The sequence below is a fragment of the Vibrio sp. SCSIO 43133 genome (assembly GCF_023716845.1).
GTDB lineage: Bacteria > Pseudomonadota > Gammaproteobacteria > Enterobacterales > Vibrionaceae > Vibrio > Vibrio mediterranei.
This window is the reverse complement of the sequence record NZ_CP068025.1, coordinates 1,540,158-1,564,781: the sequence shown is the minus strand read 5'-3', so window position 1 is coordinate 1,564,781 and position 24,624 is coordinate 1,540,158. Positions and strand designations below refer to the sequence as shown.

Below are 24,624 nucleotides of genomic sequence, written 5' to 3'. Positions count from 1 at the left end.
CTGTCATTACAACAATATTAACTACCTTTACGGCATTAGAATGAAAAACACATTTAAAATTACACCGCTTATTTTATTAGCCATAGCTAGCTCGGTAAAAGCGGATACTTTGACTGAAATCTACGACTTAGCTAAGCAAAACGATCCTCAGTTACTTAAAGCTTCTGCACAAAGAGACTCTGCCTTTGAAGCCATTAACTCTACTCGAAGTGCACTACTACCTCAGATCGACCTAACAGCAGGCTACGCGTATCAAGATAGCGATCGTCACACAACCGACGGAAGCACCACGGATCTGAGCTTAGGATTGTCCCAATCCATTTATGATCGCAGCAGCTGGATAGCCCTCACTATCTCGGAGAAAAGTGCCCGTGAAGCCGATGCACGCTATGCGTCTACACAGCAACAAGTCATCTATAACGTCGCCGAGGCGTATTTTAATGTATTGCGTGCCGAAGATGACCTGCGGTTTATTCAAGCCGAGAAACAGGCCGTGGCAAAGCAACTAATGCAAACCGAACAACGTTTTGATGTTGGTATTGCTCCAATCACCGATGTACAAGATGCACGAGCGCAATATGACAGTGTTCTAGCTCAGGAAATCCAAGCCAAAAACAATGTCGAGAACGAATATGAAGAGTTGCGAGCCATTACAGGACAACAAGCGAGTAATTTGGCTGTGTTAGATACTGCTCGATTCTCTACTTCGTTACCAAGTAAAAACGCTGATCAACTCGTCGCACAGGCGACAAATGAGAACTTAGATCTTTTGGCAAATCGCATTCAAAAAGATGTTGCCAAGGAACAGATCTCTCTCGCTCAATCTGGCCATCTACCGACTATTTCACTGACATCGGACTATAGCTATACAAAAAACTATAACGAACCTAATGACCCAGTTACGGGTGCACAAATGGATGATGATGAAAACCTATTTAACCTAGGAATTTCGATCGATTTACCAGTGTACTCTGGTGGGCGCATCACATCTGAAGCCAAGCAGGCTGAATATCAATTTGTTTCTGCGAGCCAAGATTTGGAATCGACGTTCAGAGAAGTACAGAAAGATGTTCGAGCCATTAATAATAATATTCGTTCTTCCATCGGTTCTATCCAAGCCTATAAACAGTCAGTTATCTCCGCGGAATCAGCCCTTACCGCCACTCAAGAAGGCTTTAATGTTGGCACCCGCACTATCGTCGATGTTCTAGAGAGCACTCAGAACGTCTATCAAGCAAATAAGAACCTGTCTGACGCACGCTACCAATACATTTTATCGCAAGTGCAGCTCAAACAAGCGATAGGAACTTTGAGCGAGCAAGATATCGTAGACATCAATGCTGGACTAAAGAAGGTCAACTAAAGCAGTTCCTTCATCAATTACGCCCATCCATTGACTGGCATGGGCATGTTTTCTACAAGGAACATGAACAAAACTTCGGATTAACAATGAAAATAACAAGTAAAAACGTGCAGCTCCCACCTAAAACGACATCACTTATTGCAGATAAATATCAACACTTAGTGGACCGTAATTTAGACCTACTCTTTAGTCGTTGTGAGGTCGTCTTTCATAATGGTTTTGGCGATTATGAGGTGTCGTTAAAGGTGCACTTAGAAACACAATCTTTCTATGTCCTTCGCACTGATTTGCTACTCGATAATGCTATTGAAGACGCTTTTCTGTCGCTATATTACAAAATCGAAAAATATGAAAACAAGTTAGCTGCTAAACAGTTTTTTCGTTCTAAACTTCAGAAAATTCTACGATTTTTGAGTAGCAGCAAGGCGAGGCGTTCAGCAAAAATTACTTACTAACGTTGGGTTGGATTATGCAAGAAAGATGGATGTAAATGAGCTGGGTGGTTTATGGATAGGAAGAGTCGGCATTATTGGATTGATGTTTCCGATAGCCTCGCATCCTGCGAGGCCGATGATCGACTTAGCTGCCAATTAAGTTGAATAAACTCGCATCATATGCCGCTAACATCTTTTCAAACAGTCCAATCGGGACTGCGTAGTAGACTAACGTATTCTTGGACAATACAGCAATTGCATTACCATCACATTCATTCAATACTTCAGTGGGCTCACTGTTCATTCTTTTAGTACACGTGCAGTAATCACCTAAGATTATATGTTCATCAACGCCCACTTCGCTCGACATATCTTTACCTCTTTACATTGTATTTAGAGCAATTGTTCTAATAATTTTCTCAATACATTTAACTTCATGATAGTTAATGTTTTTCCACAAATGACTGCCATTTTGAGAACTCAACCAAACTAACGCCGAATAATGTATCCATAAGCATAAGACAGATGACATGCTGCTTTTCCATATGGCTGAAGTCGACAGAAGCGAGAACAGGCGTTGATCAGTGGCTCACCGCATTTTTATCAATGAGTTAAAACATGCGGCAAATTAAACCTAAGAAACGAGCAACACATCTAAACCTGCTACGCTTCGCATGCTTCTTTCTAACGTTCCTTCCATATTGACCACACTATGATGCTTGCCCAGTATAATCAGATCAGCGTCCACAATTTCGATTACAGCATGCATCTCCCGGCTAACATCACCGTTTTTTATGTAGATATTTTCCTTCGAGATCGGGTAGGCACTCACGATAAATTCCAGCTCCTTTGTATCGTGTTTTTGCTCAAGTTCAGCAACAAACTCTCTATAAATATCTCCCCAGTATGCTAAAGAATATGGGTTGTATTCCACATTTGGGTGAACGTAAACCAGACTGATTGTCGCTCCTAAGCTAAATGCTAGGTCAGTGGCATTTTTGATGAGCTCAGCGTCACTATGCTCGAAGTCTATCGCTAAAAGTATATTTTTGTATTTCATATTACCTCAAGAATTTTCAATCTATTGATTGGTGAATTTTTAATCCAAACATTCTTTAAGTTAATACGAGGAAGAATCTAATAAATAAGATAGCGATAATATCCCGATAGTATTTCCACTGGAAAGAACTGTTTTTTTAATAAAACCTAAAAAACCAAAACAAAAGCTAAACGCCCATCAACAAGACCACATAACCAACTGTTTTAAAATGAATATTTTTAATTTATACAGTGTTTACCTACTAATGATTTAGAGGTAATCGGTTTGTTTTAATATTTTGCCTCACCTAAAAACACTAATACTCACGTATCTATTTTAATGGGAAATATAAATGCAAATCACATCTATGCACGTTGATATCACTCCATCTATGAAAACACTTATCGAAGAGAAGTTTGCTCATATTCAAGGGCACTTTCATTCTATCGATCAAGAAAAATGCCATATTATCTATCATGAGAGTTATCGTCTGTTCGAAGTTGAGCTTACTGTACATCTCGATCATGAACAGTTCTTCACCAAAAAGTCTAACGCGACATTCGCAATTGCTCTGCAAGAAGCGACCCAAGCAGTTTTACACTCATTAGAAAAACACAAGACTAAGCTGTCTGCTAAACATCAGAACCATCACCACAACGAACCAATGTAACGGTCTGCCAATGATAGAAAAATACCAAACATATCATTGCAACCTGTGTGGCAATGAAGTCGAAGTGACATGTGTTGGCGGTGGTCAATTGACGTGTTGCCAGCAGTCAATGCAAGTGAAAGAGATGGATAGCGTCTCTATCTATCTTAAGAAAGCCTTTGAAGGCGAGGCAGTAGCGTTTACGAAGTATAACTTATACTCGAAGCTCGCGCGAAAGTCAGGCTATCACCATATCGCTGATCAGCTTGCACATATTGCCGCCAATGAACTGGTACACGCCAAACTTCATTTCAAACATATAGAACAACGCACGTTAGGAGCTCGCTTAACCGATATTGCCGCTGCGTTAAAAGACAGCATCGATGGCGAAAGTTTTGAATCTGTCGCGTTTTATCCTGAGTTGTCTGAACTCTGCAACTCGCACGGTGATTCAGTAGTCGCGGATCACTTTCTTAATATAGGGGCGATTGAGAAAACGCATGATGAGCGTTTATCTAATTTACTCTATCGACTTGAGTCAGGTTTTGAATTCGAGAGCCTAATACCAACTGAATGGATTTGTGAAAAGTGTGGTCACACACACATCAGCCCCAAGGCATTCGATGAGTGTCCCGTTTGTCACCATGATAAAACTTATCAAAGACGAATGGCGGAAACTAGCCACCGGATTGCGATTTTATAGCCAGGAGTAATTTTGAGTAAACGTATAAAAAAACTCGTTTTTGAGGGAGTCGTAGGCTTGTTTTCTCTGGTTACGATTTTGGCTTATGCCGCAAACGCTCAGCCAGAAAACACTGGTGAAGTGACACTTTCACAGCCAATTGCTACAGCTAGTTTTGAGTCTACTATGACGTGTTCAGAGTTCCTCGAATTAGACTACGACCTGATGCCTGTAACGTTAGGTTACCTAGTTGCATGGAATCATAAATCCAATAGTGAAGTGCAAGTGTTCGATATCACTCAATTAGATGCTATTGAAATTGATGAAATCGTCGACCAATGCCACAAAGCTCCTGCTGCACGAGTACACAAAGTTGTCGCAAAGCAGCTCGCTGATGCTAAATCGGAACAAATCGAAAAATTACTATAGGTATCAATGATGAATAATTCTAACGTTGTCGCAATTGCACACACACATCTGGATGCAAAACATATTGTAACCACCTTAGTCGACCAGGGATTTCCTATAGAGTGCATATCTATCATTGGGAAGGGCTATGAAACGGAAGAGCACGCTACCGGTTTCTACAACACAGGCGACCGCGTCAAAAACTGGGGGAAAACAGGTGCCTTCTGGGGCGGGATTTGGGGCGCACTTGTGGGCTCTGGCTTATTTTGGTTACCGGGTATCGGGGCGGTTGTTGCCGCTGGCCCCATTGTGGCTGCTGTTGCAGGTGCTGTTGAAGGCGCTGCAATAACAGGTGGAGTAACAGCCATCGGTGGAGCATTAGCCAGTATTGGTATTCCAAAAGACACCATTGTCAAATATGAAACCGCCATCAAAACTGACAAGTACTTAGTCGTATTCGATGGTGAAAGTGAACAACTAAAAAAAGCACGCAACTTTGTCCAAAACCACAAAGGCAGCACACTTTAATCCAATCGGCACATGGATGTGCACTTCCTATATATTAGCTATAGTCCTTTGATATGTTTCATTTTATTTTTTTGTTATTTAAATTATAAATGACTTACCGCCATTTGATGCCTTTGCTCTATGACAAAGTTACACTCTCTCCCGTACTGAAACGGGTTGAGAACCATCATTAGGTAGCCGTGATTTCTACTTAATGATGGTTTGACACCTTTCTAATTGAAGTCACAATTTTACTCCAACCATACCCACTGCATTATCAACTACTAGCCTTTTCTGATGTTAGTGCTATCATCGCTAACGATGACACCTAACCAAACACTATCTGGAGGAATTTGATGATTGTAATGCGTACCCACTTGGTAAAGTTGGTTTAATAAAGCGAATTAATTAGCAAACAACACTCTCATTTCGTTTAGAAATCGATCATACTTTACCCGGTGTTCCTTTACCGGGGTCTTAGTGCACCCGCACACACTTACATCGGTAAGTACCTGACCCTATTTAAAATTGCATATTTTGTGTATTTTTAGGTACTAACAATGAGTTCTATTTTTACCCATCCACTCTCAATTAACGAACTTGGTTGGAAAACATTTTTTCAACAGCAACTGACATTAGAAGAATACGACGGTATCGTCCTAGGGCGCGTCATTGCGCATCATCGCAGCGGATATGTTGTCTGTACGGAACAACAAGAGTTCCATCTAGAACATCACATTCATTATCCTCAGATGACTGTTGGTGACTGGATTTTACTCGATGAACAACATCGATTTCTTCGCCTTCTTGATCGCCGTTCTTTGTTCAGTCGCAAAGCGCCTGGTTCAAAAGTAGATGAGCAATTCATTGCCGCCAACGTAGACACGGTTTTTATTGTTTGTTCGCTCAATTACGACTTCAATCTAAGTCGGATAGAGCGTTACCTCACTCTGGTGAATGAAGCGAGATCCGAAGCGGTTATCGTGCTAACCAAAGCAGATCTCTGTAACGATGTAGATGACAAGCGACAACAAGTACAAGCGCTTGATCCATTCTTGATCATTGAAACTGTGAACGCACTGGATAGCGGTACGTTACAAGGATTGCGCTCTTGGTGTGGCAAAGGACAAACCGTTGCCTTCATGGGCTCATCTGGCGTAGGTAAATCCACCTTGGTGAACAGCCTGATGGACGACCAAACACAGGCAACAGGGTCAATTCGTGAGGATGATAGCAAAGGTCGTCATACTACGACGTCTCGCTCGATGCACAAGATGCCAGAAGGCGGTTTGTTACTCGATACCCCTGGAATGAGGGAAATTCAGCTAACCTCGAGTGAAGAGGGATTAGCAGAAACGTTTAGTGACGTTGAACTTTTGGTCGAGCAGTGTCGATTTAGTGATTGCCAACACACCAATGAACCCGGCTGCGCGGTGCGTAAAGCACTTGAGAATGGAGATATCGACGCAAGGCGCGTAGATAACTACTTTAAACTCATGCGAGAACAAGCTAGAAACAGCGCTTCATTAGCGGAGAAAAGAAGTAACGACAAACAACTTGGCAAGTTTTATCGTTCTGTTCAAAGCGAGAGTCGACATCGTAAAAAAGGCTATTAGCATTAGTCATTTAACGTTGTAAATATGAATCAAAAGACCGCTTTTACGCGGTCTTTTTTTGATAGAGCTTTACGATACACTTTCTAATTTCATATCAGTAATACACGTATTATCCATAATACTTGTTCCTATCACTTTGGTTGCTTTCTTGCCTTTATAGTTCACTATAATCTCAAGGTGTTCTCGGTCCCTAGGTAACCATAAGTCAATGAATCCGTTAGGATTGGTTTTAGCCATTTTGAATAAGAGCTGCCGATGACTATCCTTATCATAAACGGTGACGCCCATTTTCTCGTTTTGCAACTCACCTGTACAACCCGTCGGTAAGTGCATATCACAAGGGTGCATTTTGTTTAGATAAGGTGCAATTGAGACTAGGAACTCCTTCTCAAGTGGCACTGCCCCAAGGCTGCCATCTTTGAACTGTCCAACAATCTTTGTTGGTTTCACTTGAATAGAAGCTTCACCAGTACGAAACATAGCATTCGCCTCGTCTAGCGCTTCATGAGGTGTCAGTTTGGAAAACTCTGAACCTTGACTCGCAAACACACCAAAACTCGCTAGCATTGAAGCAACTAAGATTAATCTACGCATCGTATTCACCCAAAGAAGTAAGCAAGAGCGAATACAACCACACCAATGATTGCGATGTATTTAAGTGCAGTGCCCATACTTGCTCCGCCGCCTGCTGGCGCTTTATTACAACATCCCATGATGTTCCCCTTCTGTCGTTAGCCTACGAACCAAACTAACCTTTACCCTAAGGGGAGGGTCAACAGAGAATTTTGATAAAAATTCATATAAAACAACCCAGTATCTGATAAACGATATTCCATTTATGATCATTTCGAATGGATTGGCTGTAGAACTGGGCAGATGAGACACACAACAATCCCTCTAGAATTTTCATTATCACGCTGATGTTTTGAATACTGCGTTGTACAAAAACATCAATTTGGTAACATTTATCAAAACAATAAACTATAAATTGCAACAAATACCACAAATTTTATCTAAAAATAAATTATATGTAGACACATTAATTTGCATGGATAATATAAAACGCGCAAACACACTTTTTTACAAAATAAAGCCGACCAATCTTCGTCGAAAACTCTTATCTAAACGAATAGGAGTCGTCAAACGACATTAGGTCCGGCACCACTTATACAGGGATAAAAAATGCAAAGTTCTAGCTTGTTAGCTCGCTATGCCAATGGCAACCTGGTTCTCCAGATCCTAGCGGGTATCGTTTTTGGTGTTATCCTCGCACTCGCTTCTCCTTCAACTGCTCAAAGCTTCGGAATGCTTGGTAGCCTGTTTGTCGGAGCATTGAAAGCTGTTGCCCCAATTTTAGTCTTCATTCTTGTTGCAGCTTCTATTGCTAATCAAAAGAAAAACCAAACCACTCACATGCGCCCAATCGTGGTGTTATATCTAATTGGTACTTTCTCCGCATCATTGACAGCGGTATTACTAAGTTTCCTTTTCCCAACGGAGCTCACCCTCGTCGCTGGTGCAGAAGGTGCAACACCACCTCAAGGTATTGCAGAAGTCCTTCACACGTTGTTGTTTAAGCTTGTAGATAACCCGGTCAGTGCGTTAATGAACGCGAACTATATTGGTATTCTAGCTTGGGCAATTGGTCTAGGTTTAGCACTACACCACGCATCTGATACGACAAAAGCAGTGTTCGAAGACCTGAGTCATGGTGTTTCACAGATCGTGCGCTTTATTATCCGCCTAGCGCCATTTGGTATCTTTGGTCTTGTAGCTAATACATTTGCAACAACGGGCTTTTCGGCACTTGCTGGTTACGCGCAACTACTATTCGTTCTACTTACTGCAATGGCGATCATTGCCCTTGTTGTGAACCCAATCATCGTTTATGTAAAAACCAAAGAGAATCCATATCCACTTGTATTCCAATGCCTTCGTGAAAGTGGTGTAACGGCTTTCTTCACTCGTTCAAGTGCGGCAAACATTCCAGTCAACATGACGCTCTGTGAAAAATTAGACCTAGATGAAGATACCTATTCAGTCTCTATTCCACTAGGTGCAACCATTAACATGGCTGGTGCTGCGATTACAATTACTGTGCTAACACTAGCAGCGGTTCATACTATGGGCATTGAAATTGATATCCTGACAGCATTGCTACTGAGTATTGTTGCTGCAGTATCAGCATGCGGCGCATCAGGCGTGGCTGGTGGTTCTCTACTGCTCATCCCTCTAGCATGTGGTCTATTCGGTATTTCGAACGATGTGGCGATGCAAGTGGTTGCTGTTGGCTTTATTATCGGCGTGATTCAGGATTCAGCAGAAACAGCACTGAACAGCTCAACAGACGTAGTGTTCACTGCGGCGGTTTGTAAAGCAGAGCAGAACAAATTGAGCTAACATTGTACTCAAACAAAAACAAAGGGCTGCGCATCGCGCAGCCCTTTTTCGTTTTATAATGACCCGTCTCTACGGGTCTACCTTAATGATGCTCAAGTGGTCTAGCTGATTCAGTAACTCTGACTGATGATTTCCTTGATCAGTCATTACATTACTATCGGCAATACCCAAGTCATTCCATCCAATACCCTCAAGAGTGATATCCGTTTGCTCACCATTGTTGGTGACACTGATAACTGTTGTCGCTGGATCAGTGTTGTCGTTCGGATCATCATTAACCGTAATGGTAATGTTTCCTAGCAAATCACCTAAATTGTCGTGATCTGGCAACAAGTCAGAGATATCCAACTTATCATCACCAATATGGAAATCCGTTACGGTTTGCTCTGCAGGGTTGGTTGTGGTGCCAGCACCTTCCTCAGTAAACAAGAATAAATCAAAGCCGTCTCCACCGGTAAGAATATCGTTACCGCCACCGCCGTAGATAATGTCACTCTCATCCGTACCAATTAACGTCTCAGATGCTCCTGTACCAATGCGAATTTGATCGGGTAGCGTGAGCTGCTCAGATTGATGTAGAGCCAGTAGCACCTCAGTTGGCGTCATACTGTCCACTTCCTGTTGAGACACACCTAGAAGCGATGTCAGTGTCACACCTTCCAATACAATAGACTGTAACACTGCCCCACTATCACTGATCTCAATAACCGTATCACCAGACTGCTCTGACACACTCAACTGGTCTGTTAATTGCTGGTCAGCTTTAAAGTCGACTGCAGTTAGGTCAACCACATCATGTTTCATGTTTGGATCAGTGGCTGCAAAGTCACGTACATCAAAGTCTTTAATCGTATCCGTTCCAGCGAGACTCGCTGTTTCCCAACGGAAAGTATCTTGCGAATCAGTGTCCACACTAGTACCACCGCCAATAGGAATAGAGTTACCAAATAGCCACTCATCATCCGAGGTTGCGGTAAGAATGTCGTCAAGCGAACTATCGCCAATCTGACCTTTGTTCCCCGTCACTGTGATGGTAATTGGCTGTACGCTATCACCACCAGGAGCGCCATCTGTAGCTTCAATATAGAACGTCTCTGTAGCAGTTTGGTCTCCAGTGAGTGCATTACTGCTGCCAGTAAGTAATACGTACGCCCACACGCCAGTCGCCACGTTGAATGTAAGCGTCCCATACTGGCCTGTTGCAGTAAATGTATCACCACTCAATGTCCCGTTACGCAACGAGCGAGTCACCGAAGCACTATCCACATCGGTGATGTTCACTGTTCCGGACACAGAATCAGTCACACCTTCTTGAACACCTTTGGCAAAATCACCAGTGATGCTTGGCGCATCGTTGGTGCCTTGGATGGTTACTTTGACTGTCGATACGGTGCCATCCACAGATTTCACGTTAAAGGTATCATCGACCGATTGGCCCACATTTAAACTATTGAATGACTCGTCTGCAATATACGTCCAGTTTCCATCAGCATCGATAGAGAACGTACCATGATTACCTGCGACATTGGTCTGTTCCTGGAACTTATTGTCAGGATTATCGATATCTAAAGAGGTTAACGTACCACTTGTACTCAGCACCGCGTCTGTTTCCTGCAAGGTCACATCTGCACTGCTCACTGTAGCGGCATCATTAGTACCCGTGATGACTATCTTCACCTCAGAGGTAGTGCCATCAATAGAAGTCACCGTAAAGCTCTCTTCTGCTTTCTGACCTTCTGCTAGGTTATCGAAATTACTCTTAGCGGTGAATGTCCACACGCCCGCTGCCGTCAGGGTAAACGTACCTAAGTTACCCACTGTCCCATTTTGAGCAACAAATACGTTATTTGCATTATCAGGGTCATCTGCCGTCAGCGTCCCGTTAGCCGTTAGTATGCTGTTACTTTCTGTAAGGTTCTCAGTAGCAGCACTAATGTCTGCAGCATCGTTGGTACCGTTGATTTTCACCGTAACAGTCGATGGCGTGCCATCAACAGAGGTGACATCGAACGTTTCTGAGACGCTTTGACCGACGTTTAAATGATCAAATGACTCTTTAGCAACAAATGTCCAAACACCATTGGCATCAATACTGAACGTACCGTACGTCCCTACTTTGCTGCTAGGCGTAAAGGTATTATCCGCGTTATCAACATCACTAGACGTTAAGGTATCGGTAATTGTCAATGGAGCATCCGTTTCATCTCGCTCCACAGAGCCAACACTTACCGTAGCGGCATCATTGGTACCCTCGATCTTCACCGTCACACTCGTTGGCGTTCCATCGATAGTAGTAACAGCAAAGGTTTCTTCAACACTTTGGCCAACATTCAAAGAATTGAATGCTTGGTTAGCCACAAACGTCCATTCGCCGTTGGCATCGATACTAAACGTACCGTATGTGCCTTGCTTATTGTTTTGAACCGTAAACGTATCGTCAGGGTTATCGACGTCCGTTGAGTTGAGATTGCCTGACATCTGCAGCGGTGCATCGGTTTCGGCATGAGTTTGAGACTCAGGAGCAACTATCGCTGCGTCGTTACGGCCTTCGACCGTGACTTCAATTGTCTGCTTGATTGCATCGCCTTGAGCCACACCACCAACCAAGCTCTCAATAAATAGGTCAAAGTTTTCAGTGACTGGACCATCGTTAAGACTGTTGGCTTTATCTTGGTCTAGTACGTACTCCCACTTGACACTTTCCGGTGTATCTCCTGCAATTAGCTTAAGCGTACCGTACGTACCTTGGATTTCCGTCACCATACCGGAGTTACTCAAGCTATAGCTGTGAGTATCGTTATGGTCAACATCAGCGATCGTCACCACACCATTAGCCGTGCCAGATTCTGCGCCTGCTGGATCTTCATGTACGGTTCCAGTGGCAACGGTATTTGCAGCAACAATGGTTGGAGCATCGTTGGTACCTGTCACTTGGAAATTGACAGTAATAGTATCTGAGGCACCGTGTTCATCCGTGACTTTCACTTGATAGCTCAATGGACTAGACAGCGTTTCACCTTCTGATAAATATTCAAAATCACCAGTCAGATTAAAGGTCCAAGCTCCGGTCACCGGATCGACCGTCAATTCGCCTCTTGGATCACCAGAGACTACTTGCCAGTGATGGCTATCCGCCACATTAACAGTATCAACATCACCAGAGTCAAAGTTGCCAGTAAGCTGCGTCGTGGTGTTTTCCGTCGCCATTTGTTCGCCAATATCCACGATTTGCGGTGCATCGTTGGTACCGACAATAGTGATATTAATGACATGTTCGTTGGACTCTTCTGTTGCCGTTACGCCAGAACTGTCTGTCGCGACAACACTCACTTGAATAGTTTTAGTCTGCCCTTTGGCTAGCGCATTAATCTCTGGATTGTTCTCGTCAACCACGAACTTCCAGTTACCGTTGTTATCAACAGTGAACGTACCAAGATTTGAGTCTTGTTTTACAGAGAAGGTATGAGTGTCACCAACGTCAACATCGGAGACCGTGACTTTACCTGCCGCGGTGCTACCCAAAGCATCACTTACTGAGCCTGAAGCCGAGCCTGATACGGTTGGTTGATCGTTAGAACCGACTACCGTCACTTCTACTTTTTGAGTCACTTCAGCACCGAATTGATCGGTTGCGCGTATTGTGAACTCTTCCGTTACCGTGACGCCTTCACCTAATGATTGAACATGAGGCTTGTCGTTGAATAAAACGTATTTCCAAGTATTTGTAGATGGGTCAACGGTAAAGTGGCCGTAAGTACCATCCAAATTAGTAGGGTCTAACGTAACAGTATCGTTAGTATCAAGATCATCTAATACAATAGCCTTAGTTACTGATACGGTTGTTCCACCGCTATCGATGACGTCTTCAGTCACAGTTCCATCAACAGTGGTCATCGTAGGTGCTTGGTTTTCACCCTGAATGTTAATGGTTAGAGTTTGTGTTGCTGTTGCACCTTTCGGGTCAGTAACGACGACTGTCCAAGTCTGCTCAATAGTTTCATTCGCACCCAACGCAATAATGTCTGGGTTATTTGGATCGACTTTATAAGACCATGTACCATCAGCATTAAACACCAACGTACCATAGGCATTATTAACGTTGTTAGGTGTAGCAACCCATGTATGATGCCCTTGATCTTGAGTATCAATATCAGTCACAGCAAGTTTTCCGGATATTGTTTGATCAACATCATCGGCAACTATGGTTTCTTCAACATTAGCCTTGAGCGTTGGCGCATCATTTTGACCATTCACATCAATAACGATCTCGAGTGTTTGTGGCAAACCATTGTCATCAACAATAGTTTTTCCATATTGGTCTACAGCGTAAACCTCAAAAACATCGTGCTTGGTTTCTCCCTCTTGGAGTGATTGCACAGCTCTACTGTCATTATCTAATGTAAAGACCCAAGAACCATCATCATTAACGACAATACTGCCGTACGTTCCATTGCCATCAACTAAAGTCCAGGTAATCTGACTTCCAAGCTCAATGCTCGGATCTAGCACCAAAGGCCCACCTGCGTTATCCGAGCTAATGACAATCTCAGAAGGACCTGTACCTGTTTCATTACTATCGCTATTGTCTTCATTGGCAGTGATAGTCTTGACGATATATTTTTCATCATTCGGGTTAGGGTTTTCGAAGTTTTCAGCTGACCCTATTACCTTCACTTGCACTTCTCGGCGATCCGATTTAGTACTCGCTCCCTCACCAGCTTCAGTATCAGTCACGGTTACGTAGAATGTATCAAACACCTCTTTTTCGGCAGGAAGCTCTTTTGATGGATCCAGTACGTACGTCCATTTACCAGTATCAGGGTCGATGGTTAACGTACCATATTCACCCTGTATATCTTCTACTGCCCATACGTGAGAATCACCTAGATCAGCATCATCTACACCCAGTACACCCGATATAGAATCTGTCACATCTTCGTGCGCTTCTCCGAGCAATACTGTGTCATCTTGAGGTTTTGTAATGTCCGTGTTGTAAGTAATTTCTGGTTTATCCGCAGAACCATTAATCGTGACATTGACGTCTATGTAGAACGGACCAACAACAATTCGCCATGACTCAGTTGCTGTCTCACCTTCATCAAGGCCTTGAACAAGCACAGAATCGTTGTCCAATTCATATTTCCAACCGCCAGTTGCCGTTCTAACAAGCTGCCCATAAACACCACCGTTTACGGGTATAAAGTTCGCACCTTGTGGGATAGGGAAAATGAAAGAGTCTCTATCAACCAATTGTTGATCTTCCGTGACTTCTAGTTCGGAGACATCAACAGGAATGATACCGCCGCTGCCAGAACCATCACCTGGATCTTGTTGACCTATAACATCAATTACGATTTCTTGACGGTTTGAAACACCGCCGTCGTTATCCGTCGCAACAACATAGAATTTTTCTTGTACCGTTTCACCCGCAATCAATGCTTGCGTCGCAGGTAATGAATTATCAAGAACGTAAGTCCATTTACCGTCATTGCCAAGAGTCAAGGTCCCATACGTGCCAACACCCGAAGGAGCGCTGCCCGATGCACCACTACTCTCTATTGACCAACTTACAATAGAACTGTTGTTGTCTACATCAACGGCAGACAATTGACCATCAGTTCGCGTAAGATCGATACCAAACTGTGCTGCCGTGCCATCTTCCACTACGGTACCTGTTGATTCACCAGAAATAACTGGTACATCATTTCGGCCTTCAATCGTAATCGTAATATCTTGGGTAACTGTTGCACCATTTCTATCTGTCACCAAAATGGTAAAGACTTCAGTCTCGGTTTCACCCTCGGCAAGCGATTGTAAAACATCATTTTTTGGTACAAATGACCATTTACCATCTTTATCGATTGAGAGCTCACCACTTAAACCGTTATAGACGTTGTGACTTTGTCCTGAAGAAATAACCACTTCGGCTTTATCGTCATTGTCATAATCAGTAAGAACTAATTGTCCCTCAATTGGTGTAGAGTCATCGCTGGTATCATCTGTTCCATTGTCCTCTACATAAGTAGCGGACACGTCTCCTGTGACAACTGGTGCGTCATTCTGGCCTTCAATTTGAATCGTAACGGTTTCAACAGAAGTAGCGCCTTGACTATCAGTTACTTTCACTTCAAAAACATCGGTAACAATCTGCCCAGGTTTCAATGCTCGGATTTCAGAAAGCTTGCTTTGTTGGTCATAGGTAAACGTCCACTTACCATTCGAGTCCATTGTAAGCGTGCCATATTCACCACGACCGTTGTTCGAATCACTGATTTCCCATTGATGAACATCGTCCGCATCAACATCACCAGAACTTAATTGACCCGATGTTGTATATTGACCCGCTTCTATAGCATCTTCAAAAATAACCTTATTTTGAGCGCCAGTGATGTTCGGTGCGTCATTTTCACCTTCGATAACAATCTTGATTTCTTGAATCGACTCAACACCATACTTATCTCTAACCCGAATCTGAACAGTGTCACCACCAGGTAATATGTCTCCCTTATCAAGCGAGTCCACATCTGGGTGGTTATTGTTCAGCACATAAGTCCACGTACCTGTGGCTTCATCAATACTGAAAGTACCGTATTGACCACTTTGCAATACACTCCAAGAGACGATTTCACCCTGATCTGGATCACCACCACCGATAACATTGTTATCTAGTTGATCTTGGGTCGGAATACCCGCAATGATCGTTCCACTCAGAGCGGCTCCATCTTCTATAACGGTATATTCAGGTTTAACAACAATTTCTGGTTCACTGTTGGTGCCCGCAACGGATACCGTAACAGTAATCGTGTCTGTTAAACCGCCAGCGTCCGTTACAACAACTTGGAAAGTATCTGTTACCGTCATGCCTGGTGGTATTGAGCGAGTAGCCAGTGAGTCACTGTCGAGCTCGTAAGTCCACTTACCATTATCATCAACCGACAGCTGACCGTAGGTACCCGTCGCTTTCCCATTGACTGGATTCTCACCCTGAACCTGCCAAGAATGAGTATCACTAGAATCAATGTCAGATACGGCAAGGTTACCCGTCGCCACTTCACGTCCTGGAGTGTCTTCGATAACACTACCAGTTGTAGTACCCGCAAGTTCTGGAGCATCATTCGTTCCAGAAATATTGATAGTAATGGTTTGAGTATCAGAACCATTGGATTGACCTGAGCTGTCTTTAACCGTGACGGTGAAGGTTTCCGTTAGCGGTGTATCTCCCGGTCTCAATGCTTGCACAGACGGGTTGCTATTATTGAGGGTGTAAGTCCATTCACCAGTCACTGGATCGATAGAAATGTTACCGAACTGTCCTTTCCCGGTATTCAAAGACCATGAATGTGTGTCATTGGTATCGACATCTCCTGGATCAAGCTGGCCGACAAATTTGATAGGCTGAGAGGGGTCATTGTTAGGGAAATCATCTTCGGTAACACTACCTACAAAGTCTCCATTAATGACTGGCTGATCGTTGGTCCCCGTGATATTTAGAGTGATGGTTTTTTCGTTAACGGCACCAAACTCATCGGTCACTTTGATGGTAAATGTTTCCGTGACTACTTCACCATGAGCCAATGCTTGTACTTTGCCACTTTGAGCGCTGGACGTTTCAAGATCGTATCGCCATTTGGTGACACCATTGGCATTCTCAAAAATAGTCAGAGTACCGTACTCACCAACACCACCGTTACTATCAGTAATTTCCCAAGTATGGTCATCATTAGCATCAGGGTCTCCATCTTTCAAAGCTCCCGAGCGAGATTCAACACCATCTTCGACTAAGTTAGTATTGCCATTGATTTTAATTTTCGGTGCGTCATTGGTACCCGTAATATCAATGGATACGACTTCTGTACTCACTGCTCCGAACTCATCGGTCACTTTAACATTGAACGTAAGTTCTTTAGTTTCACCTTCTCTTAAAGCTTGGGTTTCTTTCGAACCATTCTTCAATACGAACTTCCACTGACCATCAGGTTGAACTACAAGGTTTCCGTATGGTGTTGAACCGTTGTCGACAGAGAAAGTCAACTGTGCATCGGCATCGATATCAGTACCGTGTAATGTACCAGTGGCAATTCGTGTACCAGCTACAGAAGTTCCGTCATCTAAATTTCCGGCCTCGACCACCGAACCACTTAAGTCACTTGCATTGGTGAACGTGGGTTGATCGTTAGTACCTTTTACCGAAATAGTAATGACTTCAGTATTTAGCGCACCCAACTCATCTCTTACCGTAACGGTAAAGTGAATATCCTGAGTTTGTCCCTCTTTGAGCGCCTGAGTTTCGGGAGAGTTATTATCTAATGTAAAGGTCCATTGGCCATCTGGTAAAACAACTAAGTTACCAAAGTCACTACTACCGTCATTGACGTAGTACGTTAGATTACTGCCGGCATCTGCATCAGAGCCAACCAACGTACCTGTCGCTTGAGTGACTCCGGAAACAATCGTACCGTCATCATTATTTCCGGCCTCAATTACAGTGCCGGTCAGATTGCTAGCGCTAGTGATCTGTGGTTGATCATTGGTCCCTGTAATATTGATTTTGACGACTTCGGTATTTACTGCACCAAACTCATCAGTGACCTTAACCGTAAATGAAAGCTCTTTAGTTTCATTTTCTCTCAGTGCTTGTGTATGTACAGAGTTGTTGTCTAATGTAAACTTCCATTGGCCATTTTCCTGAACAACCAATTCACCATAATCATTGCTTCCATTATCCACTGAGAACTTAAGCTGAGCATCCGCATCAACATCTGTCGCAGTCAATGTACCAGCAGCAACGGCGACACCCGCAACAACCGTTCCGTCATCTAAGTGTCCGGCCTCTGTGACAGCCCCATTAAGAACACTAGAACTAGTAAATGTCGGTTGGTCATTCGTGCCCTTAACGGTAATGGTGACGGTTTCAGTGTTAATCGCGCCTAATTCATCCCGTACTTTCACAGTGAAAGTAACATCGTGGCTCTGACCTTCTTTCAAAGACTGTACCTGAGAAGACGTATTATCTAGAGTAAACTTCCAGTCACCATCATCGTCGACAACCAATGTGCCATAGTCACTGCTACCATCATCAATTGAGAAAGTGAGGCTTGAGCCAGCATCTACGTCAGCACCAATCAGCGTGCCTTCAACCTCTGCAGTACCAGTAACTGGCGTGCCATCATCTTGATGTCCTGCTTCTTTTACATCGCCAGACAGATCACTTGATTGGGTTATCGTTGGTTTATCATTAGTACCTGTGATGGTAATTTTGACGACTTCAGTATCAGTCGCGCCAAATTCATCCGTGACTTTTACGGTAAAAGACAACTCTTTAGTTTCATTTTCTCTTAGCGCCTGAGTTAGCGAGGAGTTATTATCTAGTGCAAATGCCCATTGGCCATTTGGTTGAACCACTAAATTGCCATAACCCGTTGCTCCATTTTCAACAGAGAAGGTTAACTTAGCATCTGCATCAATATCTTCTGCATGCAACTGACCAGACGCAGATGGAGTTCCTGGAACAGCCGTTCCATTGTCCAAATGCCCTGATTCAACAACATTGCCCGATAGCTCACTCGAGTCAACAAAGGTTGGTTTGTCATTGGTACCTTTGATAGAAATGGTCACCACTTCATTATTAATAGCACCGTGCTCATCGCGAACTGTCACTGTAAAGTTGACGTCTTTTGTCTGCCCTTCTTTCAGAGCTTGAGTTTGCTCTGAATTATTGTTCAGCGTAAAGGTCCATCGACCATCTGGCAACACAACCATGTTTCCATAATCGCTAATACCATTCTCGATGTAATATGTCAGCGTGCTATCTGCGTCAACATCAGTACCAACTAACGTCCCAGTTGCGACATCCGTTCCAGGCACCGTAACACCAGAATCCGTATGCCCAGCTTCAGTAACGGTAGCTGCGAGAGTACTGCTTGAAGTAAAGGTCGGTTGATCATTGGTACCCGTTATAGTGATGGTCACCGTTTCGGTGCTCACCGCACCAAACTCATCGGTCACTTTGACCGTAAAGCTAACGTCTTTAGTTTCGCCTTCTTTGAGTGCTTGCGTCTCAGTCGTAGTGTTATCTAGCGTAAAGGTCCATTGACCACCTTCTTGCACCACAAGTTTGCCGTAAGGACTGTCGCCATTGTCCACAGCAAACTTCAACTGTGCATCAGCGTCTACATCATCCGCTGTCAAGGTACCGGTAGCCGTTGGTGTACCTGATATAACATTGCCATCGTCATCATGGCCCGCTTCAGTCACAGCACCAACAAGCTTACTGCTGGCATTAAATGTTGGCTGGTCGTTGGTACCCGTAATGGTGATGGTCACGGCTTGCTCAGTCACCGCCCCTTTATCGTCGGTCACTTTCACCGTGAAAATGACGTCTTCCGATTGGCCTTCTTTCAGCCCTTGGGTAGCGTCTGAGTTGTTATCTAGAGTGAACGTCCATTTACCCGTCACCGGATCGATAGCGAAGCTACCGTAGTTGCTGCTGCCTTCGGCGCTAAACGCCAGAACGGAGTCGGCATCAACGTCAGTGGCTTCAATGGTACCCGTTGCGCTTGGCGTGCCAGATACCACGGTGCCGTCATCTTCATGGCCCGCTTCTTTCACCGCTCCCGCCGTTACGCTATTACCATCAATAGTCGCAGCATCGTTGGTACCGGTAATAGTGATGGTCACCGTTTCAGTGTTCACCGCACCAAACTCATCGGTCACTTTGACCGTAAAGCTAACGTCTTTAGTTTCGCCTTCTTTAAGTGCTTGCGTCTCAGTCGTGGTGTTATCTAGCGTAAAGGTCCATTGACCACCTTCTTGCACCACAAGTTTGCCGTAAGGGCTGTCGCCATTGTCCACAGCAAACTTCAACTGTGCATCAGCGTCTACATCATCCGCAGTCAAGGTACCGGTAGCCGTTGGTGTACCTGATATAACATTGCCATCGTCATCATGGCCCGCTTCAGTCACAGCACCAACAAACTTACTGCTGGCATTAAATGTTGGCTGGTCGTTGGTACCCGTAATGGTGATGGTCACGGCTTGCTCAGTCACCGCCCCTTTATCGTCGGTCACTTTCACCGTGAAAATGACGTCTTCCGATTGGCCTTCTTTCAGCCCTTGGGTAGCGTCTGCGTTGTTATCTAGAGTGAACGTCCATTTACCCGTCACCGGATCGATAGCGAAGCTGCCGTAGTTGCTGCTGCCTTCGGCGCTAAACGCCAGAACGGAGTCGACATCAACGTCAGTGGCTTCAATGGTACCCGTTGCGCTTGGCGTGCCAGATACCACGGTGCCGTCATCTTCATGGCCCGCTTCTTTCACCGCTCCCGCCGTTACGCTATTACCATCAATAGTCGCAGCATCGTTGGTACCGGTAATAGTGATGGTCACCGTTTCAGTGTTCACCGCACCAAACTCATCGGTCACTTTGACCGTAAAGCTAACGTCTTTAGTTTCGCCTTCTTTGAGTGCTTGCGTCTCCGTCGTAGTGTTATCTAGCGTAAAGGTCCATTGACCACCTTCTTGCACCACAAGTTTGCCGTAAGGACTGTCGCCATTGTCCACAGCAAACTTCAACTGTGCATCAGCGTCTACATCATCCGCTGTCAAGGTACCGGTAGCCGTTGGTGTACCTGATATAACATTGCCATCGTCATCATGGCCCGCTTCAGTCACAGCACCAACAAGCTTACTGCTGGCATTAAATGTTGGCTGGTCGTTGGTACCCGTAATGGTGATGGTCACGGCTTGCTCAGTCACCGCCCCTTTATCGTCGGTCACTTTCACCGTGAAAATGACGTCTTCCGATTGGCCTTCTTTCAGGCCTTGGGTAGCGTCTGCGTTGTTATCTAAAGTGAACGTCCATTTACCCGTCACCGGATCGATAGCGAAGCTGCCGTAGTTGCTGCTGCCTTCGGCGCTAAACGCCAGAACGGAGTCGGCATCCACGTCAGTGGCTTCAATGGTACCCGTCGCACTTGGTGTGCCAGATACCACGGTGCCGTCATCTTCATGACCCGCTTCTTTCACCGCTCCTGCCGTTACGCTGTTGCCATCAATAGTCGCAGCATCGTTGGTACCGGTAATAGTGATGGTCACCGTTTCAGTGTTCACCGCACCAAACTCATCGGTCACTTTGACCGTAAAGCTAACGTCTTTAGTTTCGCCTTCTTTAAGTGCTTGCGTCTCAGTCGTAGTGTTATCTAGCGTAAAGGTCCATTGACCACCTTCTTGCACCACAAGTTTGCCGTAAGGGCTGTCGCCATTGTCCACAGCAAACTTCAACTGTGCATCAGCGTCTACATCATCCGCAGTCAAGGTACCGGTAGCCGTTGGTGTACCTGATATAACATTGCCATCGTCATCATGGCCCGCTTCAGTCACAGCACCAACAAACTTACTGCTGGCATTAAATGTTGGCTGGTCGTTGGTACCCGTAATGGTGATGGTCACGGCTTGCTCAGTCACCGCCCCTTTATCGTCGGTCACTTTCACCGTGAAAATGACGTCTTCCGATTGGCCTTCTTTCAGCCCTTGGGTAGCGTCTGAGTTGTTATCTAGAGTGAACGTCCATTTGCCCGTCACCGGATCGATAGCGAAGCTACCGTAGTTGCTGCTGCCTTCGGCGCTAAACGCCAAAACGGAGTCGGCATCCACGTCAGTGGCTTCAATAGTACCCGTTGCGCTTGGCGTGCCAGATACCACGGTGCCGTCATCTTCATGGCCCGCTTCTTTCACCGCTCCCGCCGTTACGCTGTTGCCATCAATAGTAGGCACATCATTGGTACCGGTAATAGTGATGGTCACCGTTTCAGTGTTCACCGCACCAAACTCATCGGTCACTTTGACCGTAAAGCTAACGTCTTTAGTTTCGCCTTCTTTAAGTGCTTGCGTCTCAGTCGTGGTGTTATCTAGCGTAAAGGTCCATTGACCGCCTTCTTGCACCACAAGTTTGCCGTAAGGGCTATCACCATTGTCCACTGAGAATTTATGCGTTGCACCGGCATCTACATCATCCGCAACTAATGTACCAGTAGCGTTAGATGTGCCCGCTTGAGGGTTACCCGCATCATCGTGACCCGCTTCGGTCACGGCGCCCACTAGCTTACTGCTGGCATTAAATGTTGGCTGGTCGTTGGTACCCGTAATGGTGATGGTCACGGCTTGCTCAGTCACCGCCCCTTTATCGTCGGTCACTTTCACCGTGAAAATGACGTCTTCCGATTGGCCTTCTTTCAGGCCTTGGGTAGCGTCTGCGTTGTTATCTAAAGTGAACGTCCATTTACCCGTCACCGGATCGATAGCGAAGCTGCCATAGTTGCTGCTGCCTTCGGCGCTAAACGCCAAAACGGAGTCGGCATCCACATCAGTGGCTTCAATGGTACCCGTTGCGCTTGGCGTGCCAGATACCACGGTGCCGTCATCTTCATGGCCCGCTTCTTTCACCGCTCCCGCCGTTACGCTGTTGCCATCAATAGTAGGCACATCATTGGTACCAGTAATAGTGATAGTCACCGTTTCGGTGTTCACCGCACCAAACTCATCGGTCACTTTGACCGTAAAGTTAACGTCTTTAGTTTCGCCTTCTTTGAGTGCTTGCGTTTCAGTCGCGGTGTTATCTAGCGTAAAGGTCCATTGGCCACCTTCTTGCACCACAAGTTTGCCGTAAGGACTGTCGCCATTGTCCACAGCAAACTTCAACTGTGAATCAGCGTCTACATCATCCGCAGTCAAGGTACCGGTAGCCGTTGGTGTACCTGATATAACATTGCCATCATCATCATGGCCCGCTTCAGTCACAGCACCAACAAGCTTACTGCTGGCATTAAACGTTGGCTGATCATTCGTACCCGTGATAGTAATTGTAACAACTTCCGAGGTCACAGCGCCTTTGTCGTCAGTAACACTGACGGTAAATTGAATTTCTTGTGTTTGACCTTCTTTAAGTGCCTGTGTTTGAGGGGAATTATTATCGAGATTAAAGACCCACAAACCACTAGGTTGCACTTGTAAGCTACCAAAGTCGCTACTTCCATCTTCCACAGCAAAAGTTAAGCTTGAGCCTTGGTCCACATCACTCGCAACAAGCGTACCTGACACTATTGATTGACCAGCCACCTCTGTTCCATCGTCAAGGTTACCAGCCTCAACAACTTGCCCAGAGAAGTTACTTGAAGTCGAAAACTCTGGCTTATCATTTGTTCCAGTAATTGTAATTACAATCGTATCGGTTACCACCGCACCTTTGTCATCGGTAACCAAAACCGTGAATTCAGATGTAGCAGTTTGACCCTCTGCTAGAGCTTGTGTCGCGGTAGAACTGTTGTTTAAGGTGTAGGTCCATTCACCAGTCTTACTATCAATAGAGATAGAGCCGTATTGGTCAGATTGGTTAGCGACTGAATAAGCAAGAACCGAGTCGGTATCGTTATCTGTCGCAACAACTTGGCCAGTCGCAGTGTCATTTCCTGCGTCGATATCGCCGTTATCGAAGTGACCAGATTCGGTTACACTCCCTTCCCCTGGTTCGACTATCACAGGAATATCATTGATAGGATTGATGGTGATGGCTACACCACCTGACTGAACAGAGTTTATCTCTCCACGACCATCGTCAACTGTGTAGGTAAATTGGCCAGCATCTTCACCTGCGGTGTATTCCATTGGCGCATCAAATTGTAAACCTTCAAACTCAGCTTGTGTTAACTGCTGACCTAACGTAACCGGTGTGCCATCAGCGAGTGTTAGGGTACCCAATTTAGGAAGCTCTGTGACAGTGAGCGTCAGCACATCACCATTCGGGTCAATAGGAAAGTCTAGGTTTAACTGACCATCTTGCGATTCTTCATCGTAGTTACGTAAATCAAAGACAGTAACAGGGGCGGCATTAGAAAAAATATCTAGGAGTGTATTAGTCTGGGTATCATTAAGACTGCGAGGATCAAGTCCTGTTGTTTCGAAGAAAGTCGCAGCTTGAACTTGTGGGTTTATCGCTTCAACGGTTGCCGCATCGGATATACTGGAGCTTAGGCCATCACCGGCAGCCGTGGCTTGATCTTCATTTTGAGTCGGGTCTTCACCGGATTCAATTTGAGCAATGATGTCTAGTGCATCTTGATCGCCTTGCAGCAGACTTGAGCCAAAATCATCACTTGGAACGTCGACTTGAGCGAGCTTAATGCCCTCTAATTCATCACTAGGCTGCTCGGCAACCTGTTCAAGCACTACGTCTCCAGGTCGGGGATCAACCCCTTCTGGTAATACGACCAATTTTCCTTGTGAATCAAGAACTAGGGTTCCTGTGACATTCACAAGCCCCATTAATGCAGCGATACTCATGGCGAGCTCCTTTAAAACCGACTTCACTCTGGTTAAAAGTTCAAAAAACTGTTACTTCGATACCCAAACACCATTTAGTTGATATGCACTCTCGCACATTCAAACATTATAGGTTTGTTCATCTTCATTTCTAATTTATATGCATAATGTAAATATCAGATATTTATCGTTATATAAATTGAAATTGGAATTA

The 24,624-nt window shown here is 44.8% G+C and carries 12 protein-coding genes; 8 read left to right on the top strand and 4 right to left on the bottom strand.

Going from position 1 to position 24,624, the window contains the following annotated elements:
- Window positions 1-40 precede the first annotated feature (40 nt).
- Both tolC and JKJ11_RS23815 read left to right on the top strand, forming a co-directional pair.
- Window positions 41-1,363, top strand: a complete 1,323-nt coding sequence (tolC, locus tag JKJ11_RS23820; protein ID WP_198558620.1) for an outer membrane channel protein TolC — start codon at window positions 41-43, stop codon at window positions 1,361-1,363.
- An 86-nt stretch (window positions 1,364-1,449) separates the two neighbouring features.
- The gene (locus JKJ11_RS23815; protein WP_006070231.1) at window positions 1,450-1,818 is read left to right on the top strand and encodes a hypothetical protein; all 369 of its coding nucleotides are present in this window, start codon (window positions 1,450-1,452) and stop codon (window positions 1,816-1,818) included.
- Window positions 1,819-1,942: 124 nt separating this feature from the next.
- Here the strand turns inward: JKJ11_RS23815 and JKJ11_RS23810 are convergent, their stop codons facing one another.
- Both JKJ11_RS23810 and JKJ11_RS23805 read right to left on the bottom strand, forming a co-directional pair.
- Entirely contained in the window at window positions 1,943-2,167 is a 225-nt protein-coding gene (locus JKJ11_RS23810) for a hypothetical protein (protein WP_006070232.1), read from the bottom strand.
- 264 nt (window positions 2,168-2,431) lie between these two features.
- Window positions 2,432-2,857, bottom strand: coding sequence for a universal stress protein (locus JKJ11_RS23805; RefSeq protein WP_006070233.1), 426 nt, complete (start codon window positions 2,855-2,857; stop codon window positions 2,432-2,434).
- Between the two features lie 331 nt (window positions 2,858-3,188).
- Here JKJ11_RS23805 and JKJ11_RS23800 point away from each other — a divergent pair, with 331 nt between their 5' ends.
- From JKJ11_RS23800 to rsgA, 5 genes are all read left to right on the top strand, one after another.
- Window positions 3,189-3,506, top strand: a complete 318-nt coding sequence (locus JKJ11_RS23800; RefSeq protein ID WP_038230859.1) for an HPF/RaiA family ribosome-associated protein — start codon at window positions 3,189-3,191, stop codon at window positions 3,504-3,506.
- A 10-nt stretch (window positions 3,507-3,516) separates the two neighbouring features.
- Window positions 3,517-4,188 carry a ferritin family protein gene (locus JKJ11_RS23795; protein WP_006070235.1) on the top strand — a complete coding sequence of 224 codons (672 nt, stop codon included), beginning with the start codon at window positions 3,517-3,519 and terminating at the stop codon, window positions 4,186-4,188.
- A gap of 12 nt (window positions 4,189-4,200) precedes the next feature.
- Window positions 4,201-4,596, top strand: coding sequence for an HdeA/HdeB family chaperone (locus tag JKJ11_RS23790; RefSeq protein ID WP_038221944.1), 396 nt, complete (start codon window positions 4,201-4,203; stop codon window positions 4,594-4,596).
- Between the two features lie 6 nt (window positions 4,597-4,602).
- Window positions 4,603-5,103, top strand: coding sequence for a DUF1269 domain-containing protein (locus tag JKJ11_RS23785; RefSeq protein ID WP_239922308.1), 501 nt, complete (start codon window positions 4,603-4,605; stop codon window positions 5,101-5,103).
- 539 nt (window positions 5,104-5,642) lie between these two features.
- Window positions 5,643-6,698, top strand: coding sequence for a ribosome small subunit-dependent GTPase A (rsgA, locus tag JKJ11_RS23780; protein ID WP_252039393.1), 1,056 nt, complete (start codon window positions 5,643-5,645; stop codon window positions 6,696-6,698).
- Between the two features lie 69 nt (window positions 6,699-6,767).
- On the opposite strand, the gene JKJ11_RS23775 is transcribed toward rsgA, so the two are convergent.
- Entirely contained in the window at window positions 6,768-7,292 is a 525-nt protein-coding gene (locus JKJ11_RS23775; RefSeq protein ID WP_006070239.1) for a CueP family metal-binding protein, read from the bottom strand.
- A gap of 588 nt (window positions 7,293-7,880) precedes the next feature.
- Between JKJ11_RS23775 and sstT the strand changes: the two genes are divergently transcribed.
- Window positions 7,881-9,098: a serine/threonine transporter SstT gene (gene sstT, locus JKJ11_RS23770; RefSeq protein WP_006070241.1), complete on the top strand. Its 1,218-nt coding sequence runs from the start codon at window positions 7,881-7,883 to the stop codon at window positions 9,096-9,098.
- 69 nt (window positions 9,099-9,167) lie between these two features.
- Here sstT and JKJ11_RS23765 read toward each other — a convergent pair whose 3' ends face one another.
- A complete protein-coding gene (locus tag JKJ11_RS23765; RefSeq protein ID WP_252039392.1) occupies window positions 9,168-24,431 on the bottom strand; it encodes a VCBS domain-containing protein in 15,264 nt (5,087 codons plus the stop codon).
- Window positions 24,432-24,624 lie beyond the last annotated feature (193 nt).

Bases quoted from the DNA above. Each gene is read 5' to 3' on its own strand.
- tolC (WP_198558620.1), top strand. From the start codon at position 41: ATGAAAAACACATTTAAAATTACACCGCTTATTTTATTAGCCATAGCT.
- JKJ11_RS23815 (WP_006070231.1), top strand. From the start codon at position 1,450: ATGAAAATAACAAGTAAAAACGTGCAGCTCCCACCTAAAACGACATCA.
- JKJ11_RS23810 (WP_006070232.1), bottom strand. From the start codon at position 2,167: ATGTCGAGCGAAGTGGGCGTTGATGAACATATAATCTTAGGTGATTAC.
- JKJ11_RS23805 (WP_006070233.1), bottom strand. From the start codon at position 2,857: ATGAAATACAAAAATATACTTTTAGCGATAGACTTCGAGCATAGTGAC.
- JKJ11_RS23800 (WP_038230859.1), top strand. From the start codon at position 3,189: ATGCAAATCACATCTATGCACGTTGATATCACTCCATCTATGAAAACA.
- JKJ11_RS23795 (WP_006070235.1), top strand. From the start codon at position 3,517: ATGATAGAAAAATACCAAACATATCATTGCAACCTGTGTGGCAATGAA.
- JKJ11_RS23785 (WP_239922308.1), top strand. From the start codon at position 4,603: ATGATGAATAATTCTAACGTTGTCGCAATTGCACACACACATCTGGAT.
- rsgA (WP_252039393.1), top strand. From the start codon at position 5,643: ATGAGTTCTATTTTTACCCATCCACTCTCAATTAACGAACTTGGTTGG.
- JKJ11_RS23775 (WP_006070239.1), bottom strand. From the start codon at position 7,292: ATGCGTAGATTAATCTTAGTTGCTTCAATGCTAGCGAGTTTTGGTGTG.
- sstT (WP_006070241.1), top strand. From the start codon at position 7,881: ATGCAAAGTTCTAGCTTGTTAGCTCGCTATGCCAATGGCAACCTGGTT.
- JKJ11_RS23765 (WP_252039392.1), bottom strand. From the start codon at position 24,431: ATGAGTATCGCTGCATTAATGGGGCTTGTGAATGTCACAGGAACCCTA.